Genomic DNA, 16904 nt, shown 5'->3' on the forward strand with positions numbered 1-16904 from the left:
CTGTCAAGGAGTGAGATAATGGAGCAATCGGTGCAAAATGGGCACAAAGAGAAGCCAGGATTACGCTGGGGATTCACTACAGGCAGCTGTGCTGCAGCTGCGGCTCAGCGTGCAGCTGCAATGGCCCTTGGGGTACGCGTTTCTCCCGAGGAACGGATCTTTTTAAGAACGCCGAAAGGGATTGATTTATCGCTGGCTATGGAAAAGCCGGAGTCCGGAGAAGGCTGGGCAAGCTGTGCCGTGAAAAAAGACAGTGGCGATGATCCTGATATCACAAATGGAATTCTTGTTTTTGCCAAAGTAACAATTCAATCAAAGGGGAAGCCCCTTCAAGAAGAACCTTTGCCGGGTGGAGAAGATGTCCAAATCACAATCACCGGAGGAGAAGGGATCGGTAAAGTAACCAAGGCCGGACTGGCATGTTCCGTCGGAGAGGCGGCCATAAACCCGGTACCAAGGAAAATGATTTTGGAACAAGTACGAAGGGTTTGTGAAGAACTGGATTTTTACGGGAAGCTGCTCGTAGAACTGACCATTCCGGAGGGTGCAGAGCTTGCGAAACGTACTTATAATCCCCGTCTCGGGGTTGTAGGAGGAATTTCAATTCTCGGAACAAGCGGTATTGTAGAACCGATGAGCGAACAGGCGTTAATCGATACCATCAAGGTGGAAATGAACGTCAGAAGGGCTGCCGGTGCAGAATTTCTGGTGGTAACGCCCGGAAATTACGGGGAAAGCTTTCTGAGGAAACAGTTCAAGGCAGAGCAGTTTGATTCGGTAAAGTGCAGCAACTTTATCGGGGATGCCTTGGATTATGCTGAGCTATGCGGATTCAAAGGAGTTTTGCTTGTCGGGCACATTGGAAAATTGATCAAGGCGTCTGCTGGAATCCTGAACACCCATTCCAAGTATGGGGATGCTCGAATGGAAATTCTGGGAGTTCACGCGGCGCTGTCGGGTGCGTCAAAAAGCGTAATAGAAAAACTGCTTGCCTGCGTCACAACAGAGGAAGCCATTGCTGTACTGGATGAGGCAGAAATCAGAACGGAGACGATGTTGTCCATTCTAAAAAAATTGGATTTTCACTTGAAAGAGCGGGTGCATCACAATCTGGAAATTGGAGCGATCCTGTTCTCCAATCAATACGGATATCTCGGGGAAACCGAGGATGCAGTACAATTAAGAAACAGCATATTGGGAATGGGACGATGAGCAAATCAGGATTTGATGAAAGACTGTTCGGGGGCCCCTGACCAGTTGAAGTTGAGGGAAAGAAGCATGGAACAAAGAAAAGACAAGAGCGGGAAGCTTTACGGCGTGGGAGTTGGTCCCGGAGATCCGGAACTTTTGACAGTAAAGGCAGTCAGATTGATACGGGAGTGCCAGGTGATTGTAATCCCTGCATCCGGAAAGGAAACCAATGTGGCGTATGAAATTGCAAAAGGAGCAGTACCCGAGATTGAGGGGAAGGAACTGCTGGAACTATTCATGCCCATGACCAGGGATGAAAATCAGCTGGGGGAAAGCCATGAGAAAGCCTCTCTGAGAATCATCACGGAGCTGGAGAAGGGGAAAGACCTCGCCTTTTTAACCTTAGGCGACCCATCTATATATTCCACTTATATCTATGTTCACAATCGCATTCTGGCCAAGGGATATGAAGCGGAAATCATACCGGGGATTCCCTCTTTCTGTGCGGCTGCGGCACGATTAAATGAAGGACTGACAGAAGCATCAGAGGCATTGCATATCATACCGGCCTCCTATGAGGGTTTGGAAGAGGCATTGGACTTAAAAGGAACCCGAATTCTGATGAAGTCAGGAAAATCCATTGGTAATATCAAATCTATTCTAGGCACCCGGAGTACGCCGCTCTCTGTAAAGATGGTGGAACGCTGCGGAATGCAGGGAGAACGTATTTTTCATAAATTAGAAGAGATTGACGAGAATGCTGGCTATTTTTCCATCCTGGTGGTGAAGGATCAATAGAGAAGGATTTGGAAAAGAGCATTCTTATCAATACATCCATAGAAAAGGAGAGCAGCCATGGTACATTTTGTAGGTGCGGGCTCCGGTGCGGCAGATTTGATTACGGTCAGAGGACATAAGCTCTTGACCGAGGCTGATGTAATCATCTATGCAGGCTCCCTGGTAAACCCGGAGCTTCTTAAAATATCAAAGGAAGAATGTAAGATATACGATAGCGCTTCCATGACCCTGGAAGAGGTGATCGATGTCATGAAGGCAGCGGAAACTGCCGGAAAGACGACAGTGAGATTGCATACCGGAGACCCCAGCATCTATGGGGCAATCAGGGAGCAAATGGATCTTCTGGATTCCTGTGGAATCGAATATGACGTAGTGCCGGGAGTGAGCTCCTGTTTTGGAGCGGCGGCGGCATTAAAGGCAGAATACACCTTGCCGGATGTATCGCAGACTGTAATTATTACCAGAATGGCAGGGCGGACCCCTGTGCCGGAGAAGGAAGAAATTTCATTGCTGGCGGCCCATCAGGCGACTATGGTAATTTTCCTGAGTACAGGGCTGCTGGAACCTTTAAGGGACCGATTGCTGGCGGGTGGTTATCAAAAGGATACCCCGGCTGCCATTGTTTATAAAGCAAGCTGGCCTGATGAAAAGATATTCAGAGGTACGGTGGATACACTGCCGCTGATGGCAAAAGAAAATAAGATCACGAAGACGGCGTTGATTTTGGTTGGAGATTTTCTAGGAGAGACCTACGATCGCTCCAAGCTTTATGATCCAGCCTTCACCCATGAGTTTCGGCAAGCGAGCAAATAAGGAAATGAAGTGATAGAAAGTTGGAAACAAATTTGCGAATCAGAATGGTGGGCATTGACCACAATAAAGCATCAATCGAATACAGGGAACTTTTTTCCTTTACAAAGGCAGGGGCTGTTGAAGCAATGCGGCAGCTTTCTGAGACCTTTGGCCTGTCCGGCTGTATCATTCTTTCTACCTGCAACCGTACGGAGCTTTGGATCAGCGGAAAACGAGACGATAGGATATCGGAGCAGGAAGACTGGTCTCCTTATGAAATGCTTTGCAGGATCAAAGGAATTCCAGTAGAAGGATATCGGGAATTTTTTACGGAGCGTCAGGGAGAAGAAGCGGTGTCTCATCTGCTGGAGCTTTCCTGTGGTCTGGATTCCAAGATATTCGGAGAAGACCAGATTATCTCTCAGGTCAGAGAAGCGATGCTGCTCGCAAGAAAGCATCACAGCACCGATCTGGTACTGGAGAAAGTATTCCAGACTGCGATTGCAGCGGCTAAAAAGGTGAAATCACGGGTACGACTTGCCGCAGTGGATGGATCGACAGCGTTACAGGTGTTGTCCTTATTAAAGGAGCAACTTGGCGTACTAGAAGGGGTTTCCTGCTTGATTATCGGGAACGGACAGATAGGTCAGATGGTAGCAAACGCGTTACTGGCCCAGGGTGCAGCGGTAAAAATGACGCTGCGTAAGACCATGCATGGCCGGCATTCGTCAGAATCCATCATACCTGATGGGAGCACCATGATCCCCTACGAAAACAGAGTCTGGGAACTGGCATCCTCAAAAGTGGTCATCAGTGCAACCCGAAGCCCGCACTATACCCTGAAGAAAAATGAAGTAAAAGACTTTTTAAACAGCGATTCAAGTATCTGGATTGATCTGGCTGTACCAAGAGATATAGAGCCGGAGATCAGCACACTGGAGAAGGTTAGGCTTTTTGACATCGACCACTTGACAAAGGAGGAGAATCCGGAGAACAACGCCAGATGCAGACAAGAAGCCAGGGACATTCTAATGGAATATCTGACTGAATTGAAGCAGTGGTTTGCTTTCAGAGAGAGAGTTCCTGAGATTCAAGATATCGTTAGATTGTCTGTAGAAGATGTATCAAAACGCCTGGATCACCCCATGGAAACCATGGAATTGCCTGAGGATGAGAGAAGGCTGATACAGACAGAAATTGAGAAGGCGGTTGAAAAATCGGTGGGGAAGCTGCTATTCGGCCTGAAGGATACATTAAGACATTCCTTATGGAAGGAATGTCTGGATGCGGTGTACAATGCTGCAAATAAGGATACGTTAAAGTCTTAGGAAAGAGAAGAACTCTAGGATTTCGGAGGCAGAAAATATGAAGTTATATGTGGTCGGTCTCGGACCCGGTGCGTGGGATCAAATGACGAAGCAGGCGGTGGATGCCCTTGAGGAGTGTGATGTGATCACAGGATATGAAATATATGTTGATCTGATACGGGAAAGATTTCAGCATAAAAACTTAATTACAACCCCAATGAAAAAGGAAGCTGAACGGTGTCATATTGCAGTGAAGGAAGTATTAAAGGGGCAAACTGCAGCCATGGTATGCAGCGGAGATGCAGGCGTCTATGGGATGGCTGGGTTGGTTTATGAAATTGCACAGCAGTACGATCCGATAGAGATCGTAGTGATTCCTGGAATTACAGCAGCCTGCAGCGGTGCAGCAGTTTTGGGAGCGCCGCTGATTCATGACTTTGTTGTAATTAGTTTAAGCGATTTACTGACACCCTGGTCGCTGATTGAAAAGCGCATCGCCTGTGCGGCAATGGCAGACTTTGTGATTTGCTTCTATAATCCATCCAGCATTAAAAGAAAAGATTATTTGAAAAACGCATGCGAGATCATTTTAAATTATCAGAAAGAGTCAACTATGTGCGGCTTTGTCAAAAATATTGGCAGAACGGGAGAAACGGGAAGGATTCTTACCCTTGATGAGCTTAAGGATACCCAGGTAGATATGTTCACCACAGTCTATGTGGGAAACTCCAAGACTCGGGAGATTGACGGGAAGCTGGTTACACCACGAGGCTATACGATTACTTAATTTCATGAGAGGCGAATGAGGTTTTAAAGATGCCAAAGCTTTTGATTTTTGCAGGTACAACAGAAGGAAGAACCCTTCTGGAGGCACTGTCTCGAAGTATTCGAGAGAGTGGGATTCATATTTATGCCTGTGTAGCTACTGAATATGGGAGAGCTGTAATCCCTTCAGGGTTGGAGCATATCACCCTGCGTACGGGGAGAATGACGGAAGAGGAAATGACTCTGTTCATGGCGGAGCATCAATTTGACTTGGTCATTGACACGACCCATCCCTATGCGAGGCTGGTGAGTGAAAATATTCGTGCGGCCTGCACCCGTTCCGGATGTGAATACATTCGGTTACTCCGAATGTGCAGCATGCCCGAGGTTGGTGAGAAAGCAGAAGGTCAAAAGCAAGGATCTGATGAGTCCTGTCTGTTTTTCAAGGATCATGAATCAGCGGCGGAGTATTTGAATCATACCTCAGGGAATGTACTGCTTACGATCGGAAGTAAGGAGCTGGTAAAATATACCGAAGTGAAGGGATACCGCCAGAGATTGTTCCCCAGAGTGTTGCCCATGCCCGAGGTGTTGGAAGGCTGCTATGAACTCGGGTTTTCAGGAAAGCAGCTAATATGTATGCAGGGGCCCTTCTCAACTGAATTAAATACGGCATTCATCCGTCAGATTCAAGCAAAATATCTGGTCACTAAGGATTCCGGAGAAGTTGGAGGTTTTTTTGAGAAACAGGCAGCAGCACAGCTTACAGGAGCGAAATTATTGGTGATAGGCAGAATCGGTGAGGAAGAAGGAATTTCTTTGGAAGTACTTATGGCGTTTCTTGAAAAAACCTATGGAATTGCCTTACGATCAGAAGAACCTAGGAATTTGGGATCGTGGTTCCCTCTCTTTACCAACATTTCAGGAAAAGAGATTGTTGTGGTAGGAGCCGGAAGGATTGCAAAAAGGCGGATACAAACCTTGCTTCACTTTAACTGCCGGGTCAGAGTGATCGCTGTGTCTGCCCTGGATGAAGTTGCAGCACTTGCGGACCAATCAAAAATCAAGCTTCAATTAAAAACCTTTCACCCAGGTGATATCGTTGGAACCGATTATGTGCTTGCAGCCACCGACAGCAGAGAAGTAAATCAGGAAATCTATGAACAATGCAGAGAAAATGGGATTCCAGTCAATGTTGCAAATGAGAAAGAAAAAAGCGATTTTTATTTTCCCGGCATCATTCGTAAAAAAGGAGTAACTGTAGGAGTCACTGCAGAAGGCAAAAATCATGCCTTAGCAAAAAAGGCAACGAGGGCAATTGCCCGGTGGTTGGATACCGGATTAGAGGAGGATGAATAGTTGGAGACCAGAAAAATAAGAATTGGGAGCAGAGACAGTAAATTAGCGGTGATTCAATCGGAACTGATTATGGAAATGATTCGTCAGGCCCATCCTGAATTAGAACTGGAGCTGATTACTATGAAGACCACCGGCGACCTGATTCTGGATCGCAGTTTGGATAAAATCGGGGGCAAGGGACTCTTCGTCAAAGAACTGGACCAGGCTCTGCGGGATGGAAGAATTGATCTTGCCGTGCACAGTTTAAAGGATATGCCCATGGAGATCCCTAAAGATTTACCGCTGCTGGCATTTTCCAAAAGAGAGGACCCCAGGGATGTTCTGGTTTTGCCCAAAAATAGTTCGGAATTACATAAGGGGAAACCCATTGGAAGCTCCAGTGCAAGAAGGACTCTGCAATTGAACCGATTGTTCCGGGATAACCCCACTGCCGGGATCAGAGGCAATGTTCTTACAAGACTGGCTAAATTGGACAACGGTGATTACGGCGCCTTGGTACTTGCCTTTGCCGGATTAAAACGGCTGAATCTGGAAGAGAGAGTCAGCAAAATCTTTGACTCTGCTGAAATGATACCTGCTGCTGGGCAGGGAATCTTGGCGGTGCAGGGCAGGGCAGGGAAAGATTATGCCTATCTGGACTGTGTCAATGATAAAAAGGCAGAAATTGAGGCATTGACAGAGAGGGTTTTTGTCACGGCACTGGACGGCGGCTGCAGCTCCCCGATTGCAGCTTTTGCTCAGTTGGAGGGGGATCGGCTTCGATTAACCGGCTTATATTATCATGAAGAAACAGCAAGAACGATAACCGGAGAGATCTCAGGCTGTCGAAATGACGCGGAAGCATTGGGAAGAACATTGGCCATGCAGTTAAAGACTGAGGTATGAGGATGACAGTGATGAAAAAAGCAAACAAACAAAGCATAGATTCTGCGGTTCCAGAGAAAAGGACCAGGGGCAAGGTATGGCTTGTGGGAGCAGGCCCCTCTGATGCAGGATTGTTTACCTTAAAAGGAAAAGCTGTTTTAGAGCAGGCTGAGGTTGTGGTATTTGACAATTTGGTGGGGCAAGGCATTCTCGCTATGATTCCTAAAAATGCCCGGCTGATTCATGTGGGGAAAACTTCTGGGAACCATCCTATACCCCAGGAGGAGATCAACCGTATTCTTGCTGAGGAGGCTCTCGCCGGAAACCGTGTGGTGCGTCTGAAAGGCGGAGATCCCTTTCTTTTCGGACGCGGCGGTGAGGAACTCGAACTGCTTTGTGACCACAACATCCCCTTTGAGATCGTGCCGGGGGTAACCTCGGCAATATCCGTCCCGGCCTATCATGGGATACCGGTGACTCACCGTGATTTTTGCTCTTCGGTACACATCATAACAGGGCATACCAAGAAAAACGACAGTGCCGAAATCGACTATGCAGCTCTGGTAAAATTGAGAGGCACACTGATCTTTCTGATGGGAGTAGCGTCCCTGCCATCAATCTGCAAAGGATTGCTGGAGGCGGGAATGGAATCGGATATGCCTGCCGCTGTTTTGGAGCGCGGCACCACAGCTCATCAAAGGCGGCTTGTTTCTACAATCACAGAGCTCCCGAAGGAAGCAGAAAAAGCAAGAATTAAGACGCCCTCCATTATCGTAATCGGACAGGTCTGCAGCTTAGCAGAGTCCTTTCATTGGGCAGAGGACAGAGCAATGGGAAATCTGAAAATTATGGTAACAAGACCGAAGGAACGGAGCTCAGCTTTAACCGCGAAGCTGCGGGAATATGGCGCGGAGGTTCTTGAGATTCCTACAATCGAAACCGATGTGATTCTGGAGGATGATCTGCTGAGACTGGCATTGGAAAAGCTGGAAGCATTCCATTGGGTGGCTTTTACAAGTCCATTCGGAGTGAATGCATTTTTTCAGAAGCTATTGGAAATGAAAATTGATATCAGAAAATTGACAGGAATAAAGTTTGCTGCCATTGGATCGGCAACTAGGAAGACAATCGAAGAAAGAGGGATTCTCGTGGAGCTGGTGCCGGAGCAGTATAACGGGAGAGCTTTAGGTGAAGCACTTGCACAAAGAATGCTGGAAGCGGAGGAACATTCCAACGCAAGGCAGGTGGCTTTGATTCCGAGAGCAAGAATTGGAACAGAAGAAGTGCTAAAACCATTGGACGATGCTGGGTTGTGCTATGAAGACCTTCCTGTCTATGACACACTGGAAGCACCAACAGGAGAATTCATCTGGTATGATGACTCTGTGGATTATGTGGCCTTTACAAGTGCTTCTACCGTAAGGGGCTTTGTGCAAATGTCCCGGGATTTGGATTATACAACTGTTCAAGCGATATGCATCGGAGATCAGACTGCTTTGGAAGCCAAAAAGTACGGGATGAAATGTTATGTTTCGGAGAAAGCCACCATCGAGAGCATGGTTGACTGCTTGCTGAAACTTCATTTAAGCAAGGGAGTTCTATAATAGAAAGGAACGTTTAAAAGCCAATGATATCTGAATTACTGAAAACTGTAGTTTTGTCGAATATGTTAGCCTTGGCCATCGGCTTTGCCCTCGACCTGATTTTTGGTGATCCCCATTGGATGCCTCACCCCATTCGCCTGATTGGCAATCTGATCTCAATTGGAGAACAAAAGGTTCGTAGTATTTTCCCGAGAACGAAGAAGGGGGAATGGCTGGGAGGCTTCGTGCTTGCCATTTGCATCATGGTTGTCTCTGCAATGGCTCCCTACATGATTCTATGGTTTGCAGGAACGGTACATATCATTCTGAAAATCGGTATTGAGGCGGTCATGTGTTACCAGATTCTTTCTGTAAAGTCCCTGAAAACAGAGAGCATGAAGGTGTACCGGGAACTGATCCGGGAGGATTTGACAGGGGCACGTTCCATGGTATCCATGATTGTGGGAAGGGATGTACAGCACCTGGATCAGGAACAGATTACCAGAGCTGCCGTAGAAACCGTCGCGGAAAATACGTCGGATGGAACGGTAGCGCCTCTTCTTTTTATGGCTTTGGGAGGTGCTCCCCTGGGGTTTCTTTATAAGGCGGTCAACACCATGGATTCCATGATCGGATACAAGAACGATCAATATCTATATTTTGGAAGATTTGCTGCAAAGCTGGACGATGCAGTGAATTTCATACCGGCGAGAATTGCAGCCTGTCTGATGATTCTTGCCGCCGGCCTTTTGAAGATGGATTACAAAAATGCATGGCGGATATTTCTAAGGGACCGCTTCAACCATGCGAGTCCGAACAGCGCCCAGACTGAATCTGTTTGTGCGGGCGCACTAGGGGTGGAGTTGGCTGGTGATGCTTACTATTTTGGAACGTTATATCCAAAGAAAACAATCGGAGATCCGACAAGACCCATCGATTATGCTGACATTCCAAGGGCAAATCGACTGCTTTATGGAACGGCTTGGTTGACTTTTGCTTTGTGTATCATTGGAATGGGGGTGGCAGTGTGGATCCTTTATTAAATAAACAATCTTATGAAGAGAAGGCTAAAGATTTCGGAAGGTATGCCCATGGAGGAAATATCTATTCTGCAATGGAACAGATGGATCGCATGACAGATTCTGTTGAACTCATCGATTTCTCTGCCAATATCAATCCGTTGGGGCTTCCTGAAGGTGTGAAAGAAGCAATACGCAATTCCGTTGATCAATTTGGAATCTACCCGGATCCCTATTGCAGGAAGCTTACTTCTGCATTGTCCCAAAGGGAAGGAGTCCCGGAAGAATGGATCTTATGCGGAAATGGGGCAGCAGACCTGATATACCGTTGCGTGTACGCATTAAAGCCCCGGAAGGCTGTGGTACTGGCGCCAACCTTTGCAGAATACGAAGAAGCGCTAAACATGGTGTCCTGTCAGGTAGTGCATTACGAACTACAGGAGAAAACGGGCTTTCAGGTTGAGGACGGGTTGCTGGAGATCTTGGAGGAAGATCTGGACATCGTGTTCCTCTGCAATCCAAATAATCCTACTGGACAGTTAATTCCAAAGGAATTTCTTTCTGCGGTTTTGCAGCGTTGCAAGGCTTTGGGAATTCAGCTCTTTGTAGATGAATGCTTTAATGAATTTCTGGATGATCCCGCACGCTATTCTGTTAAGGAATACCTGGAGGAGTATGACAATCTGATTATCTTAAAGGCTTTCACTAAAATTTATGCTATGGCCGGGATAAGGCTGGGGCACTGCATCACAAGCAATCTTGCATTGATCAAAGGGATAGCGGATACCGGACAGCCCTGGAGCGTATCTGCTCCTGCCCAGATTGCAGGGGTCAGAGCCTTGGAAGAGCAGGAATATTTGACTGCTGCCAGGGAACTGATTCAACAAGAACGGGAATATCTGGTTTCTGCTTTGCGGGAACTTGGTATTGCAGTCATCTCGGCGAATGCCAACTATATTTTTATGAAATCACCAGAGTTAGAGCCAGAACCACTCCATGAAAGGCTCTTTAAGAAGGGGATTCTGATAAGAAATTGTGAAAATTACCACGGACTGGGTCCGGGTTATTATAGAATCTGTATTAAGCAGCATGGAGAAAATGTTACATTGATCTCGGCCCTTAGGGCGATAGTATGCTGATGGGAAGCAGCGGGAGGATTTATTGATGGCAAAAGCAATAATGGTACAGGGAACCATGTCCAACGCGGGGAAGAGTCTGATTGTCGCCGGTTTATGCCGCATCTTCAAGCAGGACGGATATCGGGTTGCACCTTTTAAAGCGCAGAATATGGCATTGAATTCTTTTATTACGAAAGAGGGCCTGGAAATGGGCAGGGCCCAGGTGGTTCAGGCTGAAGCCGCCGGAATCGAGCCTTCCGTATTGATGAACCCGGTTCTCCTGAAGCCCACCAACGATACCAGATCTCAAGTGATTATCAACGGGGAGGTCTCCGGCAATATGAGTGCCAAGGAGTACTACCTGAAGAAAAGAGATATCGTTCCGGAAATACAAAAAGCATATCAGAAATTGGACTCTCTCTACGATATTATTGTGATTGAAGGGGCAGGCAGCCCGGCAGAAATTAACCTGAAAGAAAATGATATTGTAAATATGCATATGGCAAAGCTGGCCAAAGCGCCGGTACTTTTGGCAGGGGATATCGACCGGGGAGGTGTTTTCGCATCTCTGGCCGGCACCATGATGCTTTTTGACGACAGTGAACGTGCCATGGTGAAAGGAATTCTCATCAATAAGTTTCGGGGTGACAAAACCATTCTGCAGCCGGGACTGGATATGCTGGAAGAACTCATCCATGTCCCTGCTATCGGTGTGATCCCTTATCTTTCGGTGGATATCGATGACGAGGACAGTTTAACGGAACGATTTGAAAAAAAAGGTGCTGTCGGAATGATCGATATTGCGGTGATCAGACTGCCTCGTATTTCAAACTTTACGGATTTTAATGTTTTGGAATACATGCCGGGAGTGACACTGCGATATGTGAAAACAGTTGAGGAGTTGAGGCAGCCTGACCTTATCATTCTGCCCGGAACAAAAAATACCATGGAGGACTTGCTCTGGATCCGTCAAAATGGACTGGAAGCCTCAATTCTGAAGCACGCGGCTCTGGGAACGCCAATCTTTGGCGTCTGCGGAGGCTACCAGATGTTGGGAACAGAACTCTCGGATCCCTATGGTGTGGAAGCAGGAGGAACCATATCAGGCATGGGTCTGCTTCCTGCAAAGACCATATTTGAGAAGGAAAAAACAAGAACCCGGGTCAAAGGAAGGTTTCATTCCCAGATAACCGGTCTGCTTTCAGAGCTGTCCGGCATTGAATTAGAAGGTTATGAAATTCATATGGGTCAGACCCGGCCGATTGATCACCAGATCGCCTGTTTGGCTGTTCTGGATGAAATATCAGGACAGCAGTCTGAAGAATACGCGGGGATGTGCGATCATCATATTTACGGCTCCTATATCCATGGCATCTTTGACGGAGAGGGTGCGGCACAAGCGCTGGTATCAGCCTTGTTAAAGGCAAAAGGCCTTGATTGCGAAGAAATTTCAAGCGTGAATATGCGGGATTATAAGGAGCAGCAATACGATCTGCTTGCAAAGGGAATCCGCGAAAATATTGATATGGATCAGGTTTATCAGATTCTGGAGAAGGGTGTTTGAAATGGAAGGCCGAGGAATGATCCATCTTTATTATGGTGATGGAAAAGGAAAAACCACTGCTGCTTTGGGCTTGGCAATCCGGGCTGCAGGTTCGGGAATGAAGGTTGTGATTGTTCAATTTCTGAAAAATCAGCCTACCAGTGAGCTGGCTGTCTTGGACGAACTCACTGATATCACGGTAATCCGGGGAAAAGAAGGGGCTGCTTTCTCCTTCTCCATGACAGAGGAACAAAAGGAACAGACGAAAGTCATTCATTCAGAGAATTTGAAAGCTGCCATGGACCTGGCTCGGTCCGGGAATTGTGATTTGCTTGTTTTGGATGAAGTGGTGGGAGCTTGCCGGAGGGGGCTGGTGGATCAACTCAAGCTGCAGAGCTTTGTAAATCATAAACCCCAGGAACTTGAACTTGTAATGACAGGCAGAAATCCGGCGCAATGGATGATTGACTGCGCGGATTACGTGTCCGAGATCAGAAAGGTAAAGCACCCGTTTGAAAAAGGAATTCCGGCCAGAGTCGGAATTGAGAAATAAAGAAAGAGGAGACCGGGAGGTGAAACATGAAAATAGAGTTGCAGCAGGTATTACCTGAAGAGATTGAAAAAAGAAGCTTTGAAATCATCGGAGAAGAGTTGGGTAACCGCTGCCTGAATCCTGTGGAAGAGCCTGTAATCAAGCGAGTCATCCATACCACGGCAGACTTTGATTATGCTGAGAATTTAATTTTTTCAGACGGCGCGGTTATGAAGGGTATGGAGGCTTTAAAAAAGGGTGCGGTGATCATCAGTGACACCCAGATGGTTCGTGCAGGTATCAACAAACCCGCTCTGGAGGTGCTGGGCGGTGAAGCCCTGTGTTTTATAGCTGATGAAGATGTGGCTGCTGCTGCAAAAGCCAATGGAACAACCAGAGCCACAGCCGGTATTGATAAAGCAGCAAAATTAAATAAACCAATGATTTTTGCCATAGGGAATGCTCCTACTGCGTTGGTTCGGCTTTATGAGCTGATCAGGGAGGGAAAGATGAAACCGGAACTGATTATCGGAGTTCCCGTTGGCTTCGTCAATGTTGTGGAATCCAAAGAATTGATTCTGGAACTGAAGATTCCCTTTATTGTCGCAAAAGGCAGGAAGGGTGGAAGCAATGTTGCAGCCGCCATCTGCAATGCCATGCTCTATCAGTGCAGACCCAGAGCATAGCTGGAACTGTGCGGGATATTTTGGAGGCAAATTTCCATGAAAATCTCAATGATTTCTTTTACGAAAGCAGGAGCAGATACCTGCATCAGAATACAAGACGCACTAACCAGCAACGGTCATGACTGCATTGCTTGGGGGAAAGAAGCTTTTGCCAGTGAACCTGGAATTCTGCCGCTTAAAAACAGTTTGCTTTATTGGACAAAAACGGCCTTTCAAGAAAGAGAGGCTTTGATTTTTGTCGGCGCAACCGGAATTGCAGTACGAGCCATCGCACTCTATTTGAGGGATAAGACGGTGGATCCGGCAGTGGTAGTGGTAGATGAAAAAGGAAAATATGCAGTTTCGTTACTGTCCGGTCACCTTGGAGGGGCCAACGACCTGACCAGGGAGATTGCTGAAAGCATTGGTGCGGAACCGGTAATTACAACCGCAACGGACCTAAACCATAAATTTTCTGTGGATGATTGGGCAAAAAAGAACCGTCTAAGGATTGGAGATATGAACCTAGCAAAAGAGATCTCGGCCGCTGTTCTAAACGAAGAAGTCATTGGAGTCTCAAGTGATTTTGACATTGAAGGGGAACCGCCCGAACAGATCCTTTTCCGGCAGGCTGGTAAAAACATAACCTACGGTTTGCGGATTTCAATTTATGAGGAACCGGCACCGTTTCCCAGAACCTTATTTCTCATTCCGAAAACAGTTACTGTGGGAATCGGATGCAGAAAAGGGATCTCGCGGGAAAAGATTGAAGAAGGATTTTATAAAGTGTTAGACAAAGAAAAAATTTCCGTAAACGCAATTGAAAAACTTTGCTCGATAGACCTCAAGAAAGAGGAGCCGGCTATCACGCAGCTGGCAGAAAAGTTAGAGGTTCCCTTTTGGGTTTTCTCTGCTGAGGAGCTGGGGGCAACTCCGGGAGACTACACACCATCAGACTTTGTGAACAGGATTACCGGTGTGGATAATGTATGTGAACGAGCGGCGGTACTGGGGAGTCAAGGTGAGCTGATTGTGAAAAAACAGGCTATAAACGACGTTACCATTGCAATTGCCGTAAGAAAGGAAGGGTACCAATGGAGATAGGAAACAGGCCAAGAAGACTTAGGATGGATGGAAGGACCAGAGATCTGGTGAGAGAAACCAGGATCGGAAAATCATCCTTAATTTATCCCATTTTCGTCGAGGAGGGAAAGGGCATCCGGACTGAAATCGCTGCTATGCCGGGGCAGAAGCGGTATAGTCCGGATACCTTGGCATATGGTCTTGAAGAGGCTGCCAAAGCCGGCATTACAAATATCATGTTTTTCGGAATACCGGAACATAAGGACGAGTGCGGCAGTCAGGCCTACGCTGATCATGGCATTGTACAGCAGGCCCTGCGGATTGCAAAGAAAGAATTTCCGGATCTGTATTACATCGGAGATGTCTGCATGTGCGAATATACTTCCAACGGCCATTGCGGAATGATAAAAGGCGATTCTGTAGACAATGACAAGACACTGCCTCTGCTGGCAAAAACTGCTTTGTCCCAGGTAATGGCCGGAGCAGATATGATCGCGCCCTCGGATATGATGGACGGAAGAGTCCTTGCGATCCGCAGGGAGCTGGATGCCGCAGGTTACATTGATACGCCGATTATGTCATATGCAGCAAAATATGCATCAGCGTTCTACGGACCTTTCAGGGAGGCTGCAGGCTCCGGCAATTTTAAGGGAAACCGAAAAACCTACCAGATGGATTATCATAATCGGAAAGAAGCGATGAAGGAAGTTTGGCTGGATTTGGAAGAAGGTGCAGATATCGTCATGGTGAAACCGGCTCTATCCTATTTGGATATCATCCGTGATATCTCCGATGCGGTCAAAGTACCGACAGCAGCTTACAGTGTAAGTGGAGAATATACCATGATAAAAATGGCGGCGCAGACGGGGATGATAGATGAAAAGGCCATGATCGCAGAGACAGCGGTCAGCATTTTCCGGGCAGGTGCCGATATTTTGATTACTTATTTTGCAAAAGAAATCGCCGAAATGATTGGAGAAGGGAGAATCGGATAATGAATAGGAATACAACGAGATCGTACCAGCTTTTCGAGGAGGCACAGGAGTTTATACCGGGAGGTGTGAACAGTCCGGCGAGAGCCTTTCAGGCAGTTTCAGAGACGCCAAGATTTATTGAAAGGGCGGATGGCGCATATATTTATGATGTAGACGGAAACCGGTATATTGATTATATCGGCTCCTGGGGGCCGATGATCCTGGGAAACAATCATCCGGCAGTTTTAAAGGCAGTTCAGGAGGCAATTGGAAGAGGGCTGAGCTACGGTGCTGCAACGGAAGCGGAAATCACTATGGCAAAGCTCGTCTGTGAGCTGGTTCCATCGGTAGAGATGGTACGTATGGTGAATTCAGGTACGGAAGCCACGATGAGTGCTCTGAGGACGGCAAGAGGCTACACAGGCAGAAATAAAATTATAAAGTTCGAGGGCTGCTATCATGGTCATAGTGATTCGCTCCTTGTAAAAGCAGGTTCGGGTCTGATGAACAGCGGTATTCCGGACAGTGCTGGAGTTCCAGCGGGCTGTGCCTCCGATACCCTTACAGCAAAATACAACGACTTTGACAGTGTAGAAGCACTCTTTGAAGAGAACAAAGGGGAAATTGCAGCCCTAATCATAGAGCCCATTGCGGCAAACATGGGAGTAGTACTTCCTGATCCTGCGTTTTTAAGGCAGATCAGAGAGATCTGTGACGTCAACGGAACGGTGCTCATCGCTGATGAAGTCATCACAGGGTTCAGAATGGGTCTTGACGGAGCCCAGGGGCTCTTGGGGATGAAGCCTGACCTATCCACATTCGGAAAAATTATCGGCGGCGGTATGCCGGTAGGGGCCTATGGCGGAAAACGGGAAATCATGGAGATGGTTGCACCTTGCGGACCCGTTTATCAGGCGGGCACACTGTCAGGAAATCCAGTGGCGATGGTTGCCGGAATTGCGCAGTTAACCCAGCTGAAAACGCATCCGGAAATCTACACCCGCATCAATGTGATGGGCGGTATGCTCTGCGATGGCTTGAAGGAAATCATATCGGCAGCAAAGGCAGAATGTATTGTAAATCACTTCGGATCGATCGGTTCGCTGTTCTTTACAGGTAAGCCTGTGACAGATTATGCATCGGCAAAAACCTCAGATACGGCTGCTTATGGCCGATATTTCAGACATATGCTGCAAAGCGGTGTATATTTTGCACCCGCCCAGTTTGAAGCCATGTTTCTTTCAAATGCACACAGTGAACAGAATATCAAGGATACTCTGGAGTATGCAGCGCAATTCTTTGGAGTATAAC

16 protein-coding genes are annotated in these 16904 nt (G+C 47.2%); all 16 read left to right on the forward strand.

Annotation, left to right across the window (positions count from 1 at the left end):
• Nucleotides 1-18 precede the first annotated feature (18 nt).
• The 16 genes from cbiD to hemL all read left to right on the forward strand — a co-directional run bounded on the left by cbiD (nt 19) and on the right by hemL (nt 16903).
• Nucleotides 19-1212: a cobalt-precorrin-5B (C(1))-methyltransferase CbiD gene (gene cbiD, locus KCX82_RS05610; RefSeq protein WP_227017466.1), complete on the forward strand. Its 1194-nt coding sequence runs from the start codon at nt 19-21 to the stop codon at nt 1210-1212.
• 66 nt (nt 1213-1278) lie between these two features.
• Nucleotides 1279-1989 carry a precorrin-2 C(20)-methyltransferase gene (gene cobI / locus KCX82_RS05615; RefSeq protein ID WP_227017467.1) on the forward strand — a complete coding sequence of 237 codons (711 nt, stop codon included), beginning with the start codon at nt 1279-1281 and terminating at the stop codon, nt 1987-1989.
• Between the two features lie 57 nt (nt 1990-2046).
• Entirely contained in the window at nt 2047-2802 is a 756-nt protein-coding gene (gene cobM / locus KCX82_RS05620) for a precorrin-4 C(11)-methyltransferase (protein WP_227017468.1), read from the forward strand.
• A gap of 20 nt (nt 2803-2822) precedes the next feature.
• A complete protein-coding gene (gene hemA / locus KCX82_RS05625; RefSeq protein WP_227017469.1) occupies nt 2823-4109 on the forward strand; it encodes a glutamyl-tRNA reductase in 1287 nt (428 codons plus the stop codon).
• 37 nt (nt 4110-4146) lie between these two features.
• Nucleotides 4147-4875 (forward strand): precorrin-3B C(17)-methyltransferase, encoded by a 729-nt coding sequence (gene cobJ / locus KCX82_RS05630; protein ID WP_227017470.1) that lies wholly within the window; start codon nt 4147-4149, stop codon nt 4873-4875.
• A gap of 29 nt (nt 4876-4904) precedes the next feature.
• Entirely contained in the window at nt 4905-6212 is a 1308-nt protein-coding gene (cobK, locus tag KCX82_RS05635) for a precorrin-6A reductase (protein WP_227017471.1), read from the forward strand.
• The gene (gene hemC / locus KCX82_RS05640; RefSeq protein WP_227017472.1) at nt 6213-7097 is read left to right on the forward strand and encodes a hydroxymethylbilane synthase; all 885 of its coding nucleotides are present in this window, start codon (nt 6213-6215) and stop codon (nt 7095-7097) included.
• 11 nt (nt 7098-7108) lie between these two features.
• Complete coding sequence (cobA, locus tag KCX82_RS05645; protein WP_227017473.1) at nt 7109-8680, forward strand: uroporphyrinogen-III C-methyltransferase; 1572 nt, start codon at nt 7109-7111, stop codon at nt 8678-8680.
• 23 nt (nt 8681-8703) lie between these two features.
• Nucleotides 8704-9702, forward strand: coding sequence for an adenosylcobinamide-phosphate synthase CbiB (gene cbiB / locus KCX82_RS05650; RefSeq protein ID WP_227017474.1), 999 nt, complete (start codon nt 8704-8706; stop codon nt 9700-9702).
• Nucleotides 9687-10817 (forward strand): threonine-phosphate decarboxylase CobD, encoded by a 1131-nt coding sequence (cobD, locus tag KCX82_RS05655; RefSeq protein WP_227017475.1) that lies wholly within the window; start codon nt 9687-9689, stop codon nt 10815-10817. The genes cbiB and cobD overlap by 16 nt, the downstream gene beginning before the upstream one ends.
• A 25-nt stretch (nt 10818-10842) precedes the next feature.
• The gene (locus KCX82_RS05660; RefSeq protein WP_227017476.1) at nt 10843-12360 is read left to right on the forward strand and encodes a cobyric acid synthase; all 1518 of its coding nucleotides are present in this window, start codon (nt 10843-10845) and stop codon (nt 12358-12360) included.
• Nucleotide 12361: 1 nt separating this feature from the next.
• Entirely contained in the window at nt 12362-12892 is a 531-nt protein-coding gene (locus tag KCX82_RS05665; RefSeq protein ID WP_227017477.1) for a cob(I)yrinic acid a,c-diamide adenosyltransferase, read from the forward strand.
• 26 nt (nt 12893-12918) lie between these two features.
• Entirely contained in the window at nt 12919-13557 is a 639-nt protein-coding gene (locus tag KCX82_RS05670) for a precorrin-8X methylmutase (protein ID WP_227017478.1), read from the forward strand.
• A gap of 36 nt (nt 13558-13593) precedes the next feature.
• The gene (locus tag KCX82_RS05675; protein ID WP_227017479.1) at nt 13594-14640 is read left to right on the forward strand and encodes a cobalt-precorrin 5A hydrolase; all 1047 of its coding nucleotides are present in this window, start codon (nt 13594-13596) and stop codon (nt 14638-14640) included.
• On the forward strand, nt 14631-15614 hold the full coding sequence (gene hemB, locus KCX82_RS05680) for a porphobilinogen synthase (protein ID WP_227017480.1): 984 nt from the start codon (nt 14631-14633) through the stop codon (nt 15612-15614). The genes KCX82_RS05675 and hemB overlap by 10 nt, the downstream gene beginning before the upstream one ends.
• The gene (gene hemL / locus KCX82_RS05685; RefSeq protein ID WP_227017481.1) at nt 15614-16903 is read left to right on the forward strand and encodes a glutamate-1-semialdehyde 2,1-aminomutase; all 1290 of its coding nucleotides are present in this window, start codon (nt 15614-15616) and stop codon (nt 16901-16903) included. The genes hemB and hemL overlap by 1 nt, the downstream gene beginning before the upstream one ends.
• The last annotated feature ends 1 nt before the right edge of the window (nt 16904 follow it).

This window comes from Sinanaerobacter chloroacetimidivorans (assembly GCF_018128545.1).
Taxonomy (GTDB): domain Bacteria; phylum Bacillota; class Clostridia; order Peptostreptococcales; family Anaerovoracaceae; genus Sinanaerobacter; species Sinanaerobacter chloroacetimidivorans.